Here is an 18,030-nt window from a genome sequence, read left to right as displayed (position 1 = left end):
AACCATACGCTTGTGCATGGTACTCATCTTTGGGTACGTTTGCCACCATTGCATTGAATGGTTTCGCATGGGCCCAATGAGCAGTGACCCGGCACACGAACAAGGCGGTTCGGGTCGATGCGCCGGGTGCGGAATTTGACAATATTAACAATGTCGCATAATATATATTATGTAAAATTTTACTTATGTATGTATATCAACATGATGCGATATGAAGAGCGTGTAGCTGGTGCTGTTCAACGCCCCTGTACCAGGATCGTTTGACATGAAAAACCAGGTCAACGGGTTTTCGCAGGTCAAGAGAATCGCGCCAGAGGTGAAAGCCGATGCCCCGGATCGCTGCACCGTTGCCGCCGGAATGAACCTGGAAGCTGAGATGACCTTTCACGTTCCTTGGCTGGAGCAAACGTTCGCTGGTCATAAGAAAGACGGGCTCAGGATTTCCCTCTCCACAGGGCTGCAGCAGCTGCATGGCCCTGGCAAAATCCTCGGTCAGCATGCTGCTGTTCTCAAAATGATAGTCAACCTGAATTTTTACGGCTCCCTCCCCTACCGGCCCACCCATGCTCGTCACCTGTTGCTGAAAAGCCGCGGCAAAAGCGTCCAGGTTCTCCCTGGCAATCGTCAATCCGGCCGCCATGGCATGGCCGCCAAACTGATCCAGCAACGGTGAGCATGCCTGCAGGGCATCTACGAGGTTCGTGCCGGGGAGCGATCTTCCCGATCCCTTGAGGCGATTTCCCCCATCGCCTCCAGTTGCATCGTCGGTGAGAACAATCGCCGGTCTGCCGTATCGTTGGACAAGGCGGGCAGCGAGAATTCCCACAATTCCTGGATGGCAGGCCGCATGGTAGACGCTCAGGCCATTCCATCCCGCCTGGATCTGGGTGCCGCATTGCTCCATGACTTCTTCCAGGGTCTCAAACTCCAGCTGTTTACGCTCCCTGTTCAGTTCTTCAAGCACCAGGGTCAGGTCGCGAGCCTGATCACTGGTGGTTGCCAGCAGCAGGTTGACCCCATGGTGTGGTTGCCCTAGCCGTCCGGCGGCGTTGAGTCTCGGGGCAAGCCTGTAGGCAATATCTTCCGTTTGCACCGGTAGAGCACCGATGCCACATATATCACAAAGAGAAGAAACGCCATATCGGTTCTTTGTTGACAGGACTTCAAGTCCAGCACGAACCAGGATTCGGTTAATACCGACCAGGGGAACCACATCCGCTACTGTCCCCAAAGCCACCAGGTCCAAGTACTTTTTCAGATTGGGAACCGTGGGGCCAAATGAAAAACCGTTGGTCGTCATGGCCCTGCGCAGGGCCATGATCAGAAAAAAAGCAACCCCAACCCCGGCAAGCGAGGAAAAATGGGCAGCCTCCCCTGACTGCTTGGGATTTAAAATTGCGTCCGCCTCGGGCCTCTGTCCATGGGGCTCATGATGGTCAGTGACAATCACCCGAAAGCCGAGCGACCTGGCATAGGCCACCTCTTCTACTGCCGTAATGCCGCAGTCCACTGTGATAAGTACGCCACCATGACCATGGCTATGTTCATGCAGAGAAATAAGTTTGTCTATTGATTGTTTTGATAATCCGTATTTTTCCTCAAAACGATTGGGGATGTACCAGCACACTGATTGCATACCGATTTCCCTGAAAAAAGTAACGAGCAGGGCCGTGGCGGTCATGCCATCCACGTCATAGTCTCCATGAATAAAAACAGGTTTCCTGGCAGCGCAGCTGGTTAGAAGGCAATCAATGGCCTGCTCCATGCCTTGCATGGTCGCAGGATCGGGCAGCATTGCCAGTTGCGGATAGAGAAATTCCTGCAATTCGCCAAGGGTGGCAACACCCCGCTGGTAGAGAATTTCCGCCAGTTGTGGCGGTATATTGCATGCAGCGGCCGCGGCGCTGCCGAACGCTCTGGTCGCTGCGGCGTTGGTTCGAGGAGGAAGGATATAGGGTAAAGCCGGGGGGAGCGATTTCATGGTAAACCGGTCCTGGTGTGTGCAGGCCCCGCCCTTTTTTGCAAAAAGAGGTCCACATCTCGAAATATTTTTTCAGTGCAATGCGCCTCATGCCAGTGCAAATCAGCCTGGCCCCTGAACCAGGTTATCTGCCGCTTGGCGTAGCGACGGGTATCACGAACCAGCGCATCCGTGGCTGTATCGCGATCCCATGTTCCGTCAAGGCACCCGCACATGTGCCGATAGCCCAGGGCCTGCATTGACGGCAGGCCGCAGCGAAAACCCTGGTCGATCAAAAATTCAACCTCTTTCTGAAAAGAATCATTCATCATTTTGAATGTACGTTTTTTTATCTTTTCGTTCAGCAGAGTTCGATCACAGGTCAAACCAAGCTGCAGCATGTTGCTGAACACAGCGGGGGGTCCGGTCAGTTGTTGCCTGCGGATATGTTCCGACCAGGGAATCCCGGTGGCATGGTAGATTTCCAGCCCCCGCAACAGGCGCTGGGTATCATTGACATGAATTCTGGCGCCACTAGCCGGATCCACGCTACAAAGCTCTTCGTGCAGCGCTCCCCTGCCCTCCTGCTCCAACCGTTGCCGCATCTGCTCCCTGACCGTTTCCGCTACGATGACCTCGGCAAACAACCCGTTGATCAGGGCATGGAGGTACAGACCGGTCCCACCGGTAATCAGGGGGACCCTGCCCCGGGCTGTGATTGCGGCTATTGCGGCCTGGGCATCGCGGATAAAAGCGGCCGCATCATACTGTTCGTCCGGATCGACGATATCGATCAGGTGATGGACGATGCGACCTCGTTCTTCCCGGCTCGCCTTGGCGGTGCCGATGTCCATGTACCGATACACCTGCATCGAATCCATGGAAACAATCTCGCAATCAAACCTTTCGGCCAGACGTATCGACAGCTCAGTCTTGCCGATGGCGGTCGGGCCCACCAGCACAAGAACCGGTTCGAGAATCGTGGTCGAGGCGGTCATCATGGTGCAAAGCAGACCAGGGGAAGCAGCTGTTCCAGGGTCCTGGGACCGATCCCCGAGACGCGCAGCAGATCCTCCGGGCGGTTGAAGGGTCCATGCCGCTCCCGGTCATCGACGATGGCCGCGGCCCGGTGTGGCCCGATCCCCGGCAACCGCAGCAGGTGTTCGGCGGTGGCGTGATTAATCGGGACCGGGCGATTGAAAAAAAACAATAGATCAAGGGGCCATGCGTCCAGAACGTTCCGATCAAAACCAGGGATATCCACTCCACCTACGCCCAAAATAAGCGGGCTTGCAGCATTGAGTTGCGGGTCGGTGGACAGTACGACCAGAGACCACCCATTGTTTTCAGTACTACGGTGTATGCCGAGGGGCTGTGGTTCCGGCACTTCCGATACCGGGCGGAACTGCACAGCAATCAAGAGCAGGGCGAAAAGGAAAAGGACAAGCGCACGCTTGTCCCTGGCACTGAAGCTGTCGACCGGTGCCGGCAGTTTTTCGCTATCTCGTTTTTTCATCCTGCATCAATTTGTAGTTGATGCTGTCCACCAGCGCCTGCCAGCTCGCCTCGATGATATTGAACGAAACCCCCACTGTTCCCCAGCTGTTGTGGAGATCCCTGCTTTCCACCAATACACGAACCTTGGCTCCGGTACCGTGCTCACCGGACAGGACACGAACCTTATAGTCGGCAAGCTCCATATCTTCGAGGCTGGGATAAAATCTGGTCAGGGCCTTGCGCAGGGCCCGATCCAGGGCATTCACCGGACCTTCCCCCATGGCGGCGGTATGGACTTCCTTGCCATCGACATAAAGTCTGATGGTGGCCTCGGTAATCGGATCCTTGTTCATGTCATTCTTGTTGTTCAGGACCCGGAAAGCTTCCAGGCGGAAAAAATCGCGATGCAGGCCAAGGGCCCGCCGCATGAGTAACTCGAAGCTGGCCTCCGCCGCCTCATACTGATACCCCTGATTCTCAAGTTCTTTCAAGTCACTGATAATCGTGGCCATCATCGGATCATCCTGATCGATATCCAGGCCATACTTGCGGGCCTTGAGAAGTATATTGGCTTTGCCGGACTGATCGGAAACCAGAACCCTCCGGCTGTTTCCCACCTTTTCCGGGGCCAGATGCTCGTAGGTCATGGGGTTGCGCTGGACAGCACTGACATGAACACCCCCTTTATGGGCAAAGGCGGAATCACCGACGTAAGGCTGGTATCGATTGTGAGGCAGGTTGGCCAGTTCATTCACCAGCCGGGAGGTTGTATACAACTGGTCAATCCGTTTACCGACTTCACACTCCAGGCCCATCTTGAAGATCAGGGCCGGAATGATGGAGGTCAGGTTGGCATTGCCGCATCGCTCTCCAAAGCCATTGATGGTTCCCTGGACATGACTGGCTCCGAGGTGGACGCTCATCAGCGAGTTGGCCACCGCGGTTTCCGAATCATTATGGGAGTGAATACCGATACGGACTTCGCTGTTCAAATCAGCACAGTACTGTTGCACCCGTGCCATGATCTCGGGAATTTCATGGGGCAGTGTTCCACCGTTAGTGTCGCAGAGGACGATGGTCTCCGCACCGCCGGTAATCGCCCTGCCCAGAGTGGCCAGGCAGTATTCCCGATTGTTTTTGAAACCATCGAAAAAATGCTCGGCATCATATATCAGGTACCGAACCCTGGGACGAAGATAGGCCAGCGAATCTTCAATGATCTGGAGGTTATCGTCCAGTTCAATCCGCAGAGCGTCAATAACGTGAATATCCCAACTTTTCCCGAAGATGGTCACTGCCGGGGTTTGCGCTGTCAACAGGGCCTGAATATTGGCATCCGTTTCCGGTGTTTTCTGAAAATGGCGGGTCGAACCAAAAGCTGTCAGCCGGGCGTGCTTGAGATCGATGTCCTGCATCCGTCGAAAAAAATCAACAGCCAGGGGATTGGATCCAGGCCAGCCTCCCTCGATAAAATCGATACCAAGGTGGTCGAGCTGCCGGCATACTTTGATCTTGTCATCCACTGACAGGTTGAAATTTTCGGCCTGGGTGCCGTCCCGCAGGGTAGTGTCGTAGAGTTCGATGATCCGGGCCATGCTCTTAGTCTATTTCTTCAGCGGGTAAATTTTCCTTGTCCAGGGCAAAAGCGTCATGCAGGGCCCTGACGGCCAGTTCCGTATATTTTTCGGCAATGATGCAGGAAACTTTGATCTCCGAGGTGGAGACCATCATGATGTTGATGCCTTCCTTGGCGAAAATCTGGAACATGGTCGAGGCGATACCGGGATGATTGCGCATACCGAGACCAACAATCGAGACCTTGGCAATGTCCTTGTCGCCGGTCACCGCTTCCGCAGCGATTTCTTCAGCGACCTTTTTGAGAATATCCATGGCCCGGTCGTAGTCCCGGCGCAGTACAGTGAAGGTCATATCCGTGAGGCGGCCGTCATGGGTATTCTGGATAATCATGTCGACCAGAATGCCGGCATCGGAGATTGGCAAAAAGATTTTCGCCGCTATTCCGGGCTGATCTGGCACTTTTTTGATAGTGATTCGCGCCTCGTTTTTACTGTATGTGATGCCGGATACCAGCATGGATTCCATAATTTTATTCTCCTCAACCACCCAGGTGCCGATATTATCTGAAAAAGTTGAACGGACATGAACAGGGACACCGAAACGTTTTGCCAGGCCTACGGACCGTATATCGAGTACTTTTGCTCCCAGGCTGGCAAGTTCAAGCATTTCATCGTAACTGATGTGATCGATTTTCCGTGCCAGGGTACAGATGTTGGGGTCGGTGGTGAAAATTCCCTCGACATCGGTGAAGATTTCGCAGGCATCAGCCCGCATGGCCGCCGCCAGAGCCACGGCGGTGGTATCGGATCCGCCCCGCCCCAGGGTGGTGATGTCACCCTTTTTGGAGACCCCCTGGAAACCGGCAATGGTGACGATTTTTCCCTGATCAAGATACGCGTTGATCAACTCCGGATCAATAGTTTGTATCCGGGCCTTGGTATGCATGGCATCGGTATGAATCGAAACCTGACTGCCGAGCAGGGAAATGGCATCAAATCCTGCATTCTTGACGGCCATGGCAAAAAGAGCCACGGTGACCTGTTCTCCGGTGGCCAGCAACATATCCATTTCCCTGGGGAAGGGTATTTTCTGCATATCGAGGGCAAGGCCGGTGAGCCGATCGGTTTCACCGGCCATGGCCGAGAGGACGACAACGATCCGATTGCCCATTTTATGGCTTTGAATGACCCGTTGGGCCACTGCCTTGATTTTTTCTGTGGAACCAACCGAGGTTCCTCCATATTTTTGAACGATGAGCGCCATGTCCGTGTCCACTTTGAAGAGTGAGTCAGTGCCCATCCAGAAACGGCTCTCTTCCCCTGACTCTTTTTTTGCGCTGTCAAATGTAATCTTCGGAAGATTATATCTATATCTACCTTTAAATTCGCCAACGCGCCTTGATTCGGAACTAAATATTTCGTTGCAGGATAGGCACGAGTTATGAGCAGCCACGTTGCATGACAAATGCCGATTGGTCGCGGCCGCTTCAGAAGTACGGCCGTGGTTTACCGTATTCCGGGGGTTGAGGCAATGCAACAAAATTTCTGCAATCGTATTGTGATCCCATGGTTCAACAGAACAAAAAGGGAGCAAAGAGTTTAAGACGTATTTTTAAATTTGCAACCTCAATCCATATTCTGTACATACGAGTCTTTTGCAAAGAGGCATTTTAGCCGCCCTTCAGGGCATAACGCTCACGGATTCAAGGTTTGCAAGAGGCTCATACGAGCGCGGTCTTTCTTGGTCAACACTGTTTTTTATGTCTGCATCTCCTCTGCACATCGTTCTGGTTGAACCGGAAATCCCACCCAACACCGGTTCAATTGCCCGCCTGTGCGGCGCAACGGATACGGTTCTCGATCTGGTGCACCCCCTTGGTTTCGCCATCGATAACAGGCATTTGAAACGGGCCGGACTTGATTACTGGGAGCATGTTCGCATCAATCACTGGCGCAACCTTGAAGCATTCCTGCAGGAACAGGATGAAAAGAAACTCTATTTTTTTACCACAAAAACAAAGAGATCGTATACAGATGCCTTTTTCACTCCCGGAGACAAACTGGTGTTCGGCAAAGAGACAAAAGGCTTGCCGGAAGATATTCTCAGGCTGTATAGTGAGAGATGCTACACAGTTCCCATGAATAATACCAACATTCGTAGCCTTAATCTGGCCATGACCACAGGGATAGTTCTCTATGAAGCCCTGCGGCAGATTCGCCGGAATCGATAACGTACTCAGCACCCATCCAGAAACGCGATATTCTGCTTTGAATCGAGGCGCGCCGACGAACGGACCCGCGCAGGCTTATCCATAAAAGAGCCAAGGGGTACATCTGCCGGCGTAACAAGGAATCAGGATAAAAGAGCCGTTTTCGGATGGGCAATCATCAACACACGATACCTTGTCCCAAGGAGACAGTAATGCCTGAACGTATTTACAATTTCAGCCCCGGGCCCGCCACCCTGCCGTATTCCGTGCTGCAGCAGGCAGCGACCGATATCGTTAATTTCAACAATAAAGGTATCGGCTTGATCGAACTCAGTCATCGGTCCAAGGAGTTCATAGCCGTGGCCGATGAAACCGAGAGTCTGATCCGGGAACTGATGGGGATTCCCGCCCATTACAAGGTGCTTTTTCTTCAGGGTGGTGCCTCGTCCCAGTTTTTCATGGTGCCGATGAATCTGCTGGCACAGGGGCAAAAGGCAACCTATCTCAATACCGGTACCTGGTCAAAAAAAGCCATCAAGGAGGCTAAACTCTTCGCCACCGTGGATGTCGCCTATTCCAGTGAAGACATTAATTTCAAACGAGTGCCCCGGGACGATGAATACAGTGTGGATCCGGAGAGCCAGTATCTGTACTTCGTCACCAACAACACCATCTACGGCACCCAGTTCCAGACCATGCCCGCCAAGGATGCCCTGTTGATTGCCGATATGTCCTCGGATATCCTTTCCCGGCCGGTGGATGTCAGCCGTTTTGGTCTGATTTTCGCCGGAGCCCAGAAAAACATGGGACCCGCAGGGGTGACGGTGGTGATTATCCGTGAGGATCTCCTTGACCGGGTCAGCGACTCGGTCCCGTCCATGCTCAAATATAAAACCCATGCCGAGAAGGACTCCATGTTCAATACTCCGCCGTGTTTTTCCATCTATTGTGTCGGTCAGGTGATGCACTGGCTCAAAACCATGGGCGGAATCGGAGCTATGGAAAAAATCAACCAGGACAAGGCGGCCCTGCTGTACGAGGCTATTGACAGCACTGATTTTTATCGTGGCCATGCGGAAAAAGAGTCCCGTTCACTGATGAATATCACCTTCAACCTGCCCACCCCCGAGCTTGAAGCCCGCTTCATCGCCGAGGCCACGGCGGCAGGTCTCGACGGTCTGAAGGGACATCGCTCGGTGGGTGGCTGCCGGGCCTCGATTTATAACGCCTTTCCCCGGGCCGGAGTGGAGAAACTCGTTGAATTCATGGCCGATTTTGCCCGGAAAAACGGATGAGCCAGAGGCGTACACCGGTTCGCCATCCGTACGAGAGCTAATAGAGCACAGGTCAACCTTGTCCCGCACATGTTGATGCAGGGATTTTCTTGCACCTGGTCTTCAGTGACCAAAACCATTTTCTGCCCATGACGGCTGCCGTCATGGGCAGATACAGCAGGCATCCGTGGAGCATCAAGGAGATATCATCCGCCCTCCCAGCGAGGCTTTTTCCATCATCCTCCAGGTCACCATCGGTTGTTCTCATAACCGCTGTACCTTTTGCGGTGCTTACCGGGATCGTACCTTTGCGATCAAATCCTGGGAACGTATCGAGAAGGACCTCAGTTTTGCCGCGGCCTGGTGTCGCCGGCAGTCCACCCTGTTTCTTGCCGACGGAGACGCACTGGCGCTGCCCGATGACATGCTGGTCGCCTTGTTGCAGTGTATTCGGGAGAAACTCCCCTGGGTCCGACGGGTGAGTTGCTATGCCACCTGCCAGAATATTGCAGGCAAATCCGATGATCAACTGCAAACCTACCGGAGTTTGGGACTGGGTCGCCTGTATATGGGCCTGGAAAGCGGTCATGATCCAACCCTCAAAGCTATTGCCAAGGGGGTGGACAGCAAGGCGATGATAACGGCTGGACAACGGGCCAGAAATGCCGGCTTCTTTGTTTCCGTCACCTGCCTGCTGGGCATTGCCGGGGTTGGGTTGTCACTGGAACATGCCGCGGCCACGGCATCTGTACTCAACCGGATGCAACCGCATCAGGTTGCGGTTCTCACCCTGATGGTCCTCGACAACACCCCGTTATTTCGCCAGATGCGTGCTGGACACTTCACTGTACCTGAACAAGGACAGCTTTTTTCGGAACTGCGCTGCCTTGTCACCGGACTGCATTCGTTCCGTACCCAGTTCCATGCCAATCACGCCTCCAATTACTTCTCGCTCAACGGTCGTCTGCCCAGGGACAAGGAGCGCATCCTGGCCACCATCGATTGCGCCCTGACCGGTAGCCTCCCTCTGCAAACGGAAACCGGCCGCCGTCTGTGACCGCTTACTGCAGATCCCGCGGAGATGCAAGACCGTATTGCAAGTGAAACAAACTGATTATCATCCTGGGAAGACCTATGTACCCGGAAAAAACTGATCTGAAAAATCTGACCCAGGAGCAACTGGTACGCTTTGTCGAGTCCCAGGGGCAGCCGGCTTTTCGGGGCCGCCAGATTCTGGCCTGGGTGTATCGACCCGGAATCAATGAGTTCGCCCAGATGACCGATCTGGCCAAGGAATTTCGAGCCGTGCTCAGCGAAACTGCGTATATAAGCAGATTTGAGGACAGCAGGATCGAATGCTCGCGGGATGGAACAGTGAAGTTTGCCTTTCGCCTGCACGATGATCATGTCATTGAGTCGGTGCTGATCCCCGAGGAGGACCGCAACACGCTCTGCCTCTCAACCCAGGTGGGTTGTGCCATGGGCTGCGTTTTCTGTCGTACCGGCACCATGGGGTTCCATCGTAACCTGACCACCGCGGAAATCGTCAACCAGGTTTGCTCGGTTCGCGACTGGGCACTCGAGCATGACAAGGGCACGCTGACGAATATTGTTTTCATGGGCATGGGCGAACCGCTGGCTAATTTTACCAACCTGCTTGACGCTATCTCGATTCTTACTGAACAGCGTGGACTTGATTTTTCCAACCGCCGTATCACGGTCTCGACCTGTGGTCTGGTGCCGCAGATGACCATGCTTGGCGAACAAACCGACGTCAATCTGGCCTTGTCGCTCCATGCGGTGGACGACGCCATGCGCAGTGCCCTTATGCCGATCAATAAACGCTATCCCATTGCAACCCTGATCGAGGCCTGCCGTACTTATCGGCAGAAAAAACGCCAGCGGATCATGATTGAATACACCCTGCTGGAAGGAATGAACGATACCAAGGCTGATGCGGACAAACTTGCAGCGCTGCTTCGTTCCGTTCCCTGCAAAATCAACCTGCTGGCCGTGAACCCTGTCGATGACTCTAGGTTTCGCAGTCCCCCACCACTACAGGTGCTCCGTTTCCAGCAGATCCTTCGCGCTCACGGATATACAGTGTTTATTCGCCAGAGTCGGGGGGAAGATATTGCCGCAGCTTGTGGTCAGCTCGCGGGACAAGGGTGGGATTGTTGAGAAATGAAAGCCCGTAACCGTCGGATAAAGTCTCCTTTCGTCGAACAGTCACAGACAACAAAGCTGACCCACGGACGAACGCTCACGAATCCAGGAGTATTCCAGCCACAAGCGAAGGGACCGGTTATTCGTCCTTGATAAAACTGCCAAAGGTAAAAATGCCTTCACCGTTCTGTACCCGGCTGAGAAGAAGATTATAATCTTCGTCCTCGGTACTCATACCGTCTTTTCCCCAAGTAAAGGAGCCACCGATCCGTTCCCCCTCGTTAAAAAAGAGGATACCACTGTCAGGTTTGTTTGCGAGTTGTACATCGATAAAACCGGAAAAGTGTTTTTGCTTGAGGCGGAAAATGAGATCAGGCAGAGGAATCTCAGTTGAACGTAGGGCGGATTTTGCCCTCTGGAAAGGAGGCATCTGCGCCCAAAAAAAAATAGCATGCGGCCCCAGTTGATACAGTTGCACGGAAAAACTGGTGCTGTAGAAGGATCCTCTGGCTACCTCGTAGGAGGGAGTGAAGTTTGCTTTGCCTCCCTTTTCCTGAACGAGACTGCTGATGATTTCATTTTCGCTGAAGAAAACAAGCATCTCCAGGTTGTTGGACAGACAATGGATTCCCCCGGAGCCGATTTCCCCTTGCATGTGCTCAATGAATTTTTCCAGGTGCAGGTAATAGCTGTTCAAGCCTTGCAGATACGGCTTCTCGCGAGGAATCAGCATATCTTTGTAATGCAGCACCGCCCCAGCCGGGAATCGGCTTGGATATCATGAACCGCGGCAACCTCCCTGATGGGGCCGCACTGAACCGGCTTACGAAACATCGCTGTTCATGTCCGCGGTGGGTTTATAACCAGAATCTTGACCTTGATCCAGGGTATTTTTCACAACCACGATAATATGACCGCATTCCCGGCAGGAAAAGCGTGCCCTCATACTCTTCATCTTTGCTTCATCGATATTGTATTTTTTTGAGCATTCTTCACAAATAGCCAGCATAGCAATCCCCCCGAAAGAAAAACAGAAACCTGAATCCGTGACGGCTGGACTCTTGTTATAGATATATCTTGCTGTAATTATTTTTAATTGTAGCGAAATCCTTGGCAATAAATTTCACCAGCCGCCCTTTGGATGCTCACGGATCCAGGAGAAATCCATGGTGCGACCCGGTACCAGGCACGGGGCATTCTATCTTTTATGGTTATAGGTCTTTCGCGGGTGTCGGTCAAATTCTTTTATTGAAAATCAACATACTGTTGAATACCAGCACATTGTTCCGCCTTCCTGTATCGGCTGCTCAAGGAAGAGCCAGGAATCACTTTCAAGCGTGGATTTTTTTCAGCAGCCAGGCCATGTTTTTCCCCAGATCCTGCATGGTGGTGATCCCTTCCTTGTCCTCGGCCACCTCGCCTTTTTCTCGACCCACGCCGATATTCCAGTACGAGGATCCGACAATGATCATCTGACCGATGGTGAAAAAGTGGTTGATGGAATCGAAGGCATGGATGGCACCACCACGCCTGCGGGTGACAATTGCCGCCCCGAGCTTACGCTTGAACATGTCCCCGTTCGCCCGGGAGGTCATACCGGCACGATCAATAAGGGCCTTGGTTTCAGCAGTGATATCAGCAAAATAGGTGGGTGACGCCAGGACAATGGCATCGGCCGCCAACATCTTCTCAATGCAGCTGTTGATACAGTCGACATCAACGATACAGCGGTTGTTTTTGTTTTTAAAACACTGATAACAGGCGATGCAGCCGTGGGGATGTTCTCCGGCGAGTTGGACCATCTCCGTTGCGATCCCTTCTTTGGCGAGTTCTTCAAACAGGTAGCCGATCATCAAGGCCGTATTGCCGTTTTTACGAGCGCTTCCGTTAAAGGCGACAACTTTCATTTCTTTCATTTATACCTCATCATCATTGAAGATCGAACGTGGCAAGGTTTCCAAGCGTATCTTGGCAGCCTCCGTCATGCCGCGCTGCAGGGCTTTCTGGTTCAGTTCCTCTGTTCCCACCGGCACTCTGGCCAGCAGAGCTTTTTCCAGGCTGGCGGCGTGCACACGACCGGACAGCACCCCGACCGCCCCTAAAGCCACCATGTTGGCCACCATCTCCCTGCCCAATTCCTCTCTGGCTATGGTGGTAAAGGGAAGAGCGACAATACGGCTGGTGGGGTGCTGCTCCACCAGGGTGGCATCCACCACCAGCAACCCACCAGGGGACAGGTCACGATAATAGGCATCGCAGGCCGCCTGGTTCATGGCGAGAAGAAGGTCAAGGCGTCGGGCCTTGGGATAATCAATGGGTGCATCGCTAATCACCACTTCGGCCTTTGATTTGCCCCCCCTTGCCTCCGGACCGTAACTCTGGGTCTGACAGACAAATTGACCGTCATAGACGCCCACGGCTTCGGCAAAGATCACCGCCGCGGTGATCAACCCCTGACCTCCTGAACCGCTGAAACGGATCTCGTACCGGCTGGCTTCGTGTTTCTTCATGGCTCCCCTCAGGACTGTTCGGCCCGCAGACGAATCTTTTCGTATTCCTCTGTGGAGACAGGCAGTTGCCGGTCAGTCAGAACGCCGATGGTTGTTTTTCCTTCAAGTTGTTCGGCTGTGAGTTGGGCAGCCCGGGCGACGGTAATGGCGTTCTCCTTATACGACTTGAGCATATCCACCGCACCGCCCAACTGGTTGCGCCGCCCGTACTGGACGTGACAGTTGGAAATGACCTCAACCACGGCAAACCCCTGCTTGTGCATGGCCTGCTCGATGAGTGTATCGAGAAGTTCGGCGTGATACACAGTGGAACGAGCCACAAAGGAGGCTCCGGCGGTCACCGCCAGTTCGGCAATGGAAAAAGCCTGTTCAATGTGGCCGTAGACCGAAGTGGTCGATCGAGCCCCAAATGGTGTGGTCGGTGAATATTGCCCCCCCGTCATACCGTAGATCGAGTTATTGATGATTATCGCGGTAAGATTGAGGTTGCGCCGGGCCGCATGGATGAAGTGATTGCCGCCGATAGCCGTGGCATCGCCGTCCCCCATGACTACCACCACATTGAGTGCCGGATTGGCGAGCTTGACGCCGGTGGCGAAGGTCAAGGCCCGACCGTGGGTTGTGTGGAGGGTGTTGAAATCGAGATAGGTCGGCATGCGACCGGAACAGCCGATACCCGAAGCCAGGACAACCTCATCCTTGCTCAATTCCATCCGGTAGATGGCCCGTAACAGGGCGGCCATGACAATGCCATTGCCACAACCCGGACACCAGACATGGGGAAATTTTTTATTATGGCGTAGGTATTCGTGGCGAATGGTCTGGGTTGATACCGACATGGTATGACCTCTCTACATTTTGATCAGACGGGTGGAGAGTTCGTCCGGGGTGATAACCTGGCCATCGACCCGGTTATGCTTGACCACCGTGCAAAAACTCTGATTGACCCGCTGCACCTCCCGGCTGATCTGGCCCATATTCATCTCCGGTACCAGGACAGCGCGGCACTGCTTGAGCACCGGAGTCACATGGCTGCGTGGAAAGGGAAACAGGGTGATCAACTGCAGCAGTCCGGCGCGAATACCCTGTTGGCGGGCTTCCTCAACGGCCCGCATGGCCGAACGGGCCACTGAACCATAGGCAATGATGGCCACTTCGGCATCCTCGAGCCGATAGCTTCTGGTCATCATGATCTCCGGAAAACCCCGGGTGATTTTCTGGGTCAACCGTTGATGGAAATTGAGAATTTCTCCGGGATTTTCCGTGGGAAAACCATGGTCGTCATGTACCAGGCCGGTGATGTGGTGGCGATACCCATCACCAAAAGAAGCCATGGCCGGTATCCCTCGACTGTCCCCTTCGTAGGGCTTATACCATTCCGGTGGAACACTGGGCCGGATCCGGTTGATGATATAGACTTCCTCGGGTGCAGGTAATTCGACGCATTCTCTGGTGTGGGCAACAATCTCATCGGAGAGGATAATCACCGGTACCCGGAACTGTTCAGACAGGTTAAAAGCCTTGATGGTGGTGGTGAAACAATCGCTCACCGTGGACACGGCAAGAACAATGATTGGATGGTCACCGTGGGTCCCCCAGCGCGCCATCTGCACATCCCCCTGAGCCGGACTGGTGGCCAGGCCGGTGGACGGGCCGCCACGCATGACATTAACCACCACACAAGGGACTTCGGCGGCGCAGGCGTAGCCGAGGTTTTCCTGAATCAGGGAAAAACCCGGGCCGGAGGTGGCGGTCATCGCTTTCACACCAGCCAGGGAGGCACCTATGATCGCTCCCATGCTGGCTATTTCATCCTCCATCTGAATAAAGGTGCCGCCAGAGCGAGGCATCAGGGTGGCCAGTTCTTCGGAAATCTCCGAAGCAGGGGTAATGGGATAACCGGCAAAAAACCGGCAACCCGCTGCCAGGGCGCCATGGGCAATGGCCTCATTCCCCTGGAGGAGTTGACGTTTGCTGGGTGTTTCAGGCATCATCCTTCCTCCTTTTCGGCTGACGCTCGCTGACCGTAATGGCAAAATCAGGACAGTGCATCTCGCAAAAACGGCAACCGATACACTGGTCCGGTTCCTTTACCATTGGTTTGCCGCTTTTATCCGCCAGAATGATCTTCTTTGGGCAAAAGGCCATGCACAGACCACAGGCTTTGCACCAATCCCGATAGAAGGCAAGGTTATAAAAAGTTTTTTTTCTGGAGGCCGGCTTGGCTGGAGATGGTTGCTCAACCGGAGGGATGTCGGATTCTGCTGTCATACCGCCGCCATAAAAAGAGGGAAAATTGTGCAGGCCAGTGTTTGTCACTGACTCTCGATCTGCCGCGTATATAGTTTTGGCATACAGGTTCTGTAGGTAAAAAGCAAGAAAATCGTCATCGGTTTTGGACGTATATGGATCTGTCGAGGTTTCCGGACAGTCAACAGGCAACTCTGGCATGGGCTGAAAAAGTCAGCCTGTTGGGTTGCGGAAAAATGGGTCTCAGAAAAACGGGTTGCTGAAAAACGCCGGATTTGAAGAAATACATTTGTGTCTGCGAATTTTTTAACTAAAATAATAGGATGAATCATCCCTCCACCAGCACCTCCAACAACGAAACCTGGCCAAAGAGATTTTTTGCCGAGAAAGAATTTTCAGGAACATTCGCCGGTGAGACCGTGACCGGGCTTGCTTTTGCTGCCCGCCTGGCAACCATGCGCCTGATAACCTCGAACTGGGCCTGGGGCGGATTTGCCGGTGTCAACACCGCACCCGATCATCATGAATTCGAAGGGGGACTCTTTTTTCGCTTCTTTTTTGCCCCCCGCAACGCTGTGTGCGATACGGGTCTGCCATCACTGCAGAGATGGCGTTGAACCGTGAAGGCTGGTCGCTTGTTTCTGGTATATTCTGCTGTATTCAGGTTATAAGTGCGACGACATTTTTGCCAATTCTCCTTCACCAGCTTTTCATTATGGCCCTTGTCAGTATGACCACACTCATCAGCGACAGCCTGCGGGCTTTGAAAAAAATACAACCCCCCGGTGGCATCGAACTCCTGTCCTATAAAAGGAACCGTGGTATTGCTCTCATTAAAAAGCAGGACGACCTTGTAGAGATCCGAGAACATGGATATGAAGAACAGGTTCTGGAGGTCACCATCGATAAACTGGAAAAAGAGCTGAAAACCATGATCAAACGCGAATTCCCGCGAAGTAGAAAGGTGCGGCTGATCAAATTTGCCGATCCGCGGGAACTGGAACGGGAACGCCAGAAAATATAGCCGACAGCGAAGAAACCATGCTGACAATTCACTGTGCCGCCTGCAGGAAAAAATTATGGCGCTATGATAAGATCGGACCCGGCGAGGTGCTTCGCTGCCACAAAAACCGCATCAAAAAGATGTATAACGGTCAGATACACGAACATAAAATCCGGTGCCCATGCGGCAAGGATATTGGTATCGACAAGGGAACACTCTATAAAATGATTGCCAAGGCCTTTACCTATAAGGGAACAAAGCGGAACTGAACCAGGCGATCACAAGTAACCCCCATTTTGTACTCGGTCGCGGTTGCACGCACAGAACCCGTGCAGATAGGTGACGAATGAGGGCGGGCTGGGTTGATTTCAGCTCAGGCCGGCACCAGTCGTTTGCGGAAAAATCGATTGAAAAGGGGTTGGATCGACAGCAGGAGTAACAGCAGGGTTGCCGCCAACATGAGCCAATGCGGCAGAGTTTCCGTTACCTCGCCAATAGTGGCCACCACAGAGATCCCCAGAGAAAAATAGACCAGATCGAGGGCCAGGCCACAGAGAACACTGAGCACCGAGATGGAGGCCAGATACAGACCAACCCCTTTTTACCGAGAATTTTAACCAGTACGGCCAGAGAGGCGATATTGGTTGCCGGGCCGGCCAGAAGAAAAACCAGGGCTGCACCGGGACTGACACCTTTGAGAATAAGGGCCGCGGCAACCGGTGTTGAAGAGGTAGCACATATGTACACCGGAATACCGACCAGCAGCATGAGCAGCATCGAACCGATCCCTCCACCCAGGTGCCGCATGATCATATCATCGGGAACCAGGACGGTGATGCAGGCGGCGAGTATAAGACCAACAAAAAACCAACCAACCAGATCACCCCAGATATCAACGACTGCATAACGTATGCCCTCCCTGCATCTGCCCCTCAAGCCGCCTGCCTGCTTTTCCTGGACGCATTGACAATCGGTTTTTTCCCGGCAGCCTGATGTTGCAGCACGGATAAGCGGCACGGGTTGGGCGGTTTCCGCCCTGCCCTGCCGGTCCAAAAGCAGGTTTGCCATCACTCCGGCGGTACAGGCGGAGAAAAAAGCTGCTACAGGCCGGGCCACGGTCAACAAGGGGTCGAGCAGCGCCCAGGATACGGCAATGGAATCCGCTCCGGACTCGGGAGTTGCAATGAGAAAGGCGGTGGTGGCACCGTTATTGGCGCCCTGCTTTTTCAACTGGGCCGCTGCCGGAAGAACGCCGCAGGAGCATAACGGTAGAGGAATACCCAACACGGCTGCCTTGAAAACCGATGTAAACCGTCCCTGCCCCAGATGGGCAGCGACATAATCGGGCGAAAGAAATATTTTCAGCAGGCCGCCAATGAACAATCCGAAAAGGATATAAAGAAAAGATTGTTCCAGAAGGGACCAGGCGGCCAGGCCTGTTTCGACGGCGAGGTTCATGGTCAGCTGCATCATTCCCTGATATGCTCCAGGGCTTTTCAATTTTTTTCAGGACATTTCCTCTGGTTTGCATTATCAATATCAATGTACTGGTAAAACTTTGATGTATGCAACTTGAGCCGGAA

General features: G+C 53.4%; 19 protein-coding genes and 1 pseudogene. 7 read left to right on the top strand and 13 right to left on the bottom strand.

Features of this window, described 5'->3' with window-relative positions; all coding sequences use genetic code 11:
* Nucleotides 1-196 precede the first annotated feature (196 nt).
* The 5 genes from recJ to JWG43_RS10915 are packed head-to-tail and all read right to left on the bottom strand — an operon-like array spanning nucleotide 197 to nucleotide 6,298.
* Complete coding sequence (gene recJ, locus JWG43_RS10935) at nucleotides 197-1,981, bottom strand: single-stranded-DNA-specific exonuclease RecJ (protein WP_205242960.1); 1,785 nt, start codon at nucleotides 1,979-1,981, stop codon at nucleotides 197-199.
* Nucleotides 1,978-2,961: a tRNA (adenosine(37)-N6)-dimethylallyltransferase MiaA gene (miaA, locus tag JWG43_RS10930; RefSeq protein WP_205242959.1), complete on the bottom strand. Its 984-nt coding sequence runs from the start codon at nucleotides 2,959-2,961 to the stop codon at nucleotides 1,978-1,980. The genes recJ and miaA overlap by 4 nt, the downstream gene beginning before the upstream one ends.
* Complete coding sequence (locus JWG43_RS10925; protein ID WP_205242958.1) at nucleotides 2,958-3,476, bottom strand: ComEA family DNA-binding protein; 519 nt, start codon at nucleotides 3,474-3,476, stop codon at nucleotides 2,958-2,960. Before JWG43_RS10925 ends, miaA begins: the two co-directional genes overlap by 4 nt.
* Complete coding sequence (gene cimA, locus JWG43_RS10920; protein WP_205242957.1) at nucleotides 3,460-5,052, bottom strand: citramalate synthase; 1,593 nt, start codon at nucleotides 5,050-5,052, stop codon at nucleotides 3,460-3,462. Before cimA ends, JWG43_RS10925 begins: the two co-directional genes overlap by 17 nt.
* A gap of 4 nt (nucleotides 5,053-5,056) precedes the next feature.
* Nucleotides 5,057-6,298 carry an aspartate kinase gene (locus JWG43_RS10915; protein WP_205242983.1) on the bottom strand — a complete coding sequence of 414 codons (1,242 nt, stop codon included), beginning with the start codon at nucleotides 6,296-6,298 and terminating at the stop codon, nucleotides 5,057-5,059.
* A 496-nt stretch (nucleotides 6,299-6,794) separates the two neighbouring features.
* On the opposite strand from JWG43_RS10915, the gene JWG43_RS10910 reads away from it, so the two are divergent.
* The 4 genes from JWG43_RS10910 (at nucleotide 6,795) to rlmN (ending at nucleotide 10,699) form a co-directional block, all read left to right on the top strand.
* Nucleotides 6,795-7,265 (top strand): tRNA (cytidine(34)-2'-O)-methyltransferase, encoded by a 471-nt coding sequence (locus JWG43_RS10910; RefSeq protein ID WP_205242956.1) that lies wholly within the window; start codon nucleotides 6,795-6,797, stop codon nucleotides 7,263-7,265.
* A 191-nt stretch (nucleotides 7,266-7,456) separates the two neighbouring features.
* Nucleotides 7,457-8,539 carry a 3-phosphoserine/phosphohydroxythreonine transaminase gene (gene serC, locus JWG43_RS10905; RefSeq protein ID WP_205242955.1) on the top strand — a complete coding sequence of 361 codons (1,083 nt, stop codon included), beginning with the start codon at nucleotides 7,457-7,459 and terminating at the stop codon, nucleotides 8,537-8,539.
* Nucleotides 8,540-8,705: 166 nt separating this feature from the next.
* Complete coding sequence (locus JWG43_RS10900; protein ID WP_205242954.1) at nucleotides 8,706-9,575, top strand: radical SAM protein; 870 nt, start codon at nucleotides 8,706-8,708, stop codon at nucleotides 9,573-9,575.
* Between the two features lie 77 nt (nucleotides 9,576-9,652).
* Nucleotides 9,653-10,699, top strand: coding sequence for a dual-specificity RNA methyltransferase RlmN (rlmN, locus tag JWG43_RS10895; protein WP_205242953.1), 1,047 nt, complete (start codon nucleotides 9,653-9,655; stop codon nucleotides 10,697-10,699).
* A 124-nt stretch (nucleotides 10,700-10,823) separates the two neighbouring features.
* Here the strand turns inward: rlmN and JWG43_RS10890 are convergent, their stop codons facing one another.
* The 7 genes from JWG43_RS10890 to JWG43_RS10860 form a co-directional block, all read right to left on the bottom strand.
* Nucleotides 10,824-11,417, bottom strand: a complete 594-nt coding sequence (locus tag JWG43_RS10890; RefSeq protein WP_205242952.1) for a hypothetical protein — start codon at nucleotides 11,415-11,417, stop codon at nucleotides 10,824-10,826.
* A 90-nt stretch (nucleotides 11,418-11,507) separates the two neighbouring features.
* Complete coding sequence (locus JWG43_RS20245; RefSeq protein ID WP_371925181.1) at nucleotides 11,508-11,693, bottom strand: zinc-ribbon domain-containing protein; 186 nt, start codon at nucleotides 11,691-11,693, stop codon at nucleotides 11,508-11,510.
* 322 nt (nucleotides 11,694-12,015) lie between these two features.
* Nucleotides 12,016-12,591 carry a flavodoxin family protein gene (locus JWG43_RS10880; protein WP_205242982.1) on the bottom strand — a complete coding sequence of 192 codons (576 nt, stop codon included), beginning with the start codon at nucleotides 12,589-12,591 and terminating at the stop codon, nucleotides 12,016-12,018.
* Nucleotides 12,592-12,600: 9 nt separating this feature from the next.
* On the bottom strand, nucleotides 12,601-13,194 hold the full coding sequence (locus JWG43_RS10875) for a 2-oxoacid:acceptor oxidoreductase family protein (RefSeq protein ID WP_205242950.1): 594 nt from the start codon (nucleotides 13,192-13,194) through the stop codon (nucleotides 12,601-12,603).
* A gap of 8 nt (nucleotides 13,195-13,202) precedes the next feature.
* Nucleotides 13,203-14,033 (bottom strand): 2-oxoacid:ferredoxin oxidoreductase subunit beta, encoded by an 831-nt coding sequence (locus tag JWG43_RS10870; RefSeq protein WP_205242949.1) that lies wholly within the window; start codon nucleotides 14,031-14,033, stop codon nucleotides 13,203-13,205.
* Between the two features lie 12 nt (nucleotides 14,034-14,045).
* Complete coding sequence (locus JWG43_RS10865; RefSeq protein WP_205242981.1) at nucleotides 14,046-15,185, bottom strand: 2-oxoacid:acceptor oxidoreductase subunit alpha; 1,140 nt, start codon at nucleotides 15,183-15,185, stop codon at nucleotides 14,046-14,048.
* Nucleotides 15,178-15,465 (bottom strand): 4Fe-4S dicluster domain-containing protein, encoded by a 288-nt coding sequence (locus tag JWG43_RS10860; protein ID WP_205242948.1) that lies wholly within the window; start codon nucleotides 15,463-15,465, stop codon nucleotides 15,178-15,180. Before JWG43_RS10860 ends, JWG43_RS10865 begins: the two co-directional genes overlap by 8 nt.
* 302 nt (nucleotides 15,466-15,767) lie before the next feature.
* Here JWG43_RS10860 and JWG43_RS10855 point away from each other — a divergent pair, with 302 nt between their 5' ends.
* The 3 genes from JWG43_RS10855 (at nucleotide 15,768) to JWG43_RS10845 (ending at nucleotide 16,716) form a co-directional block, all read left to right on the top strand.
* Nucleotides 15,768-16,061, top strand: a complete 294-nt coding sequence (locus tag JWG43_RS10855; protein WP_205242947.1) for a cellulose synthase subunit BcsC-related outer membrane protein — start codon at nucleotides 15,768-15,770, stop codon at nucleotides 16,059-16,061.
* A gap of 113 nt (nucleotides 16,062-16,174) precedes the next feature.
* The gene (locus JWG43_RS10850) at nucleotides 16,175-16,468 is read left to right on the top strand and encodes a hypothetical protein (RefSeq protein ID WP_205242946.1); all 294 of its coding nucleotides are present in this window, start codon (nucleotides 16,175-16,177) and stop codon (nucleotides 16,466-16,468) included.
* 17 nt (nucleotides 16,469-16,485) lie between these two features.
* Entirely contained in the window at nucleotides 16,486-16,716 is a 231-nt protein-coding gene (locus tag JWG43_RS10845) for a hypothetical protein (RefSeq protein WP_205242945.1), read from the top strand.
* Nucleotides 16,717-16,820: 104 nt separating this feature from the next.
* On the opposite strand, the pseudogene JWG43_RS10840 reads toward JWG43_RS10845, so the two are convergent.
* A pseudogene (locus JWG43_RS10840) lies at nucleotides 16,821-17,905 on the bottom strand (SO_0444 family Cu/Zn efflux transporter).
* Nucleotides 17,906-18,030 lie beyond the last annotated feature (125 nt).

Origin of the sequence: Desulfobulbus alkaliphilus, from assembly GCF_016918545.1 — a bacterium.
GTDB classification, from domain to species: Bacteria; Desulfobacterota; Desulfobulbia; order Desulfobulbales; family Desulfobulbaceae; genus Desulfobulbus; species Desulfobulbus alkaliphilus.
This window is presented reverse-complemented; position numbering and strand designations above follow the sequence as displayed.

Bases quoted from the DNA above. Each gene is read 5' to 3' on its own strand.
- JWG43_RS20245 (WP_371925181.1), bottom strand. From the start codon at position 11,693: ATGCTGGCTATTTGTGAAGAATGCTCAAAAAAATACAATATCGATGAA.
- rlmN (WP_205242953.1), top strand. From the start codon at position 9,653: ATGTACCCGGAAAAAACTGATCTGAAAAATCTGACCCAGGAGCAACTG.
- cimA (WP_205242957.1), bottom strand. From the start codon at position 5,052: ATGGCCCGGATCATCGAACTCTACGACACTACCCTGCGGGACGGCACC.
- JWG43_RS10860 (WP_205242948.1), bottom strand. From the start codon at position 15,465: ATGACAGCAGAATCCGACATCCCTCCGGTTGAGCAACCATCTCCAGCC.
- JWG43_RS10910 (WP_205242956.1), top strand. From the start codon at position 6,795: ATGTCTGCATCTCCTCTGCACATCGTTCTGGTTGAACCGGAAATCCCA.
- serC (WP_205242955.1), top strand. From the start codon at position 7,457: ATGCCTGAACGTATTTACAATTTCAGCCCCGGGCCCGCCACCCTGCCG.
- JWG43_RS10890 (WP_205242952.1), bottom strand. From the start codon at position 11,417: ATGCTGATTCCTCGCGAGAAGCCGTATCTGCAAGGCTTGAACAGCTAT.
- JWG43_RS10855 (WP_205242947.1), top strand. From the start codon at position 15,768: ATGAATCATCCCTCCACCAGCACCTCCAACAACGAAACCTGGCCAAAG.
- miaA (WP_205242959.1), bottom strand. From the start codon at position 2,961: ATGATGACCGCCTCGACCACGATTCTCGAACCGGTTCTTGTGCTGGTG.
- JWG43_RS10880 (WP_205242982.1), bottom strand. From the start codon at position 12,591: ATGAAAGTTGTCGCCTTTAACGGAAGCGCTCGTAAAAACGGCAATACG.
- JWG43_RS10870 (WP_205242949.1), bottom strand. From the start codon at position 14,033: ATGTCGGTATCAACCCAGACCATTCGCCACGAATACCTACGCCATAAT.
- recJ (WP_205242960.1), bottom strand. From the start codon at position 1,981: ATGAAATCGCTCCCCCCGGCTTTACCCTATATCCTTCCTCCTCGAACC.
- JWG43_RS10915 (WP_205242983.1), bottom strand. From the start codon at position 6,298: ATGGCGCTCATCGTTCAAAAATATGGAGGAACCTCGGTTGGTTCCACA.
- JWG43_RS10845 (WP_205242945.1), top strand. From the start codon at position 16,486: ATGCTGACAATTCACTGTGCCGCCTGCAGGAAAAAATTATGGCGCTAT.
- JWG43_RS10875 (WP_205242950.1), bottom strand. From the start codon at position 13,194: ATGAAGAAACACGAAGCCAGCCGGTACGAGATCCGTTTCAGCGGTTCA.
- JWG43_RS10865 (WP_205242981.1), bottom strand. From the start codon at position 15,185: ATGCCTGAAACACCCAGCAAACGTCAACTCCTCCAGGGGAATGAGGCC.
- JWG43_RS10925 (WP_205242958.1), bottom strand. From the start codon at position 3,476: ATGAAAAAACGAGATAGCGAAAAACTGCCGGCACCGGTCGACAGCTTC.
- JWG43_RS10850 (WP_205242946.1), top strand. From the start codon at position 16,175: ATGACCACACTCATCAGCGACAGCCTGCGGGCTTTGAAAAAAATACAA.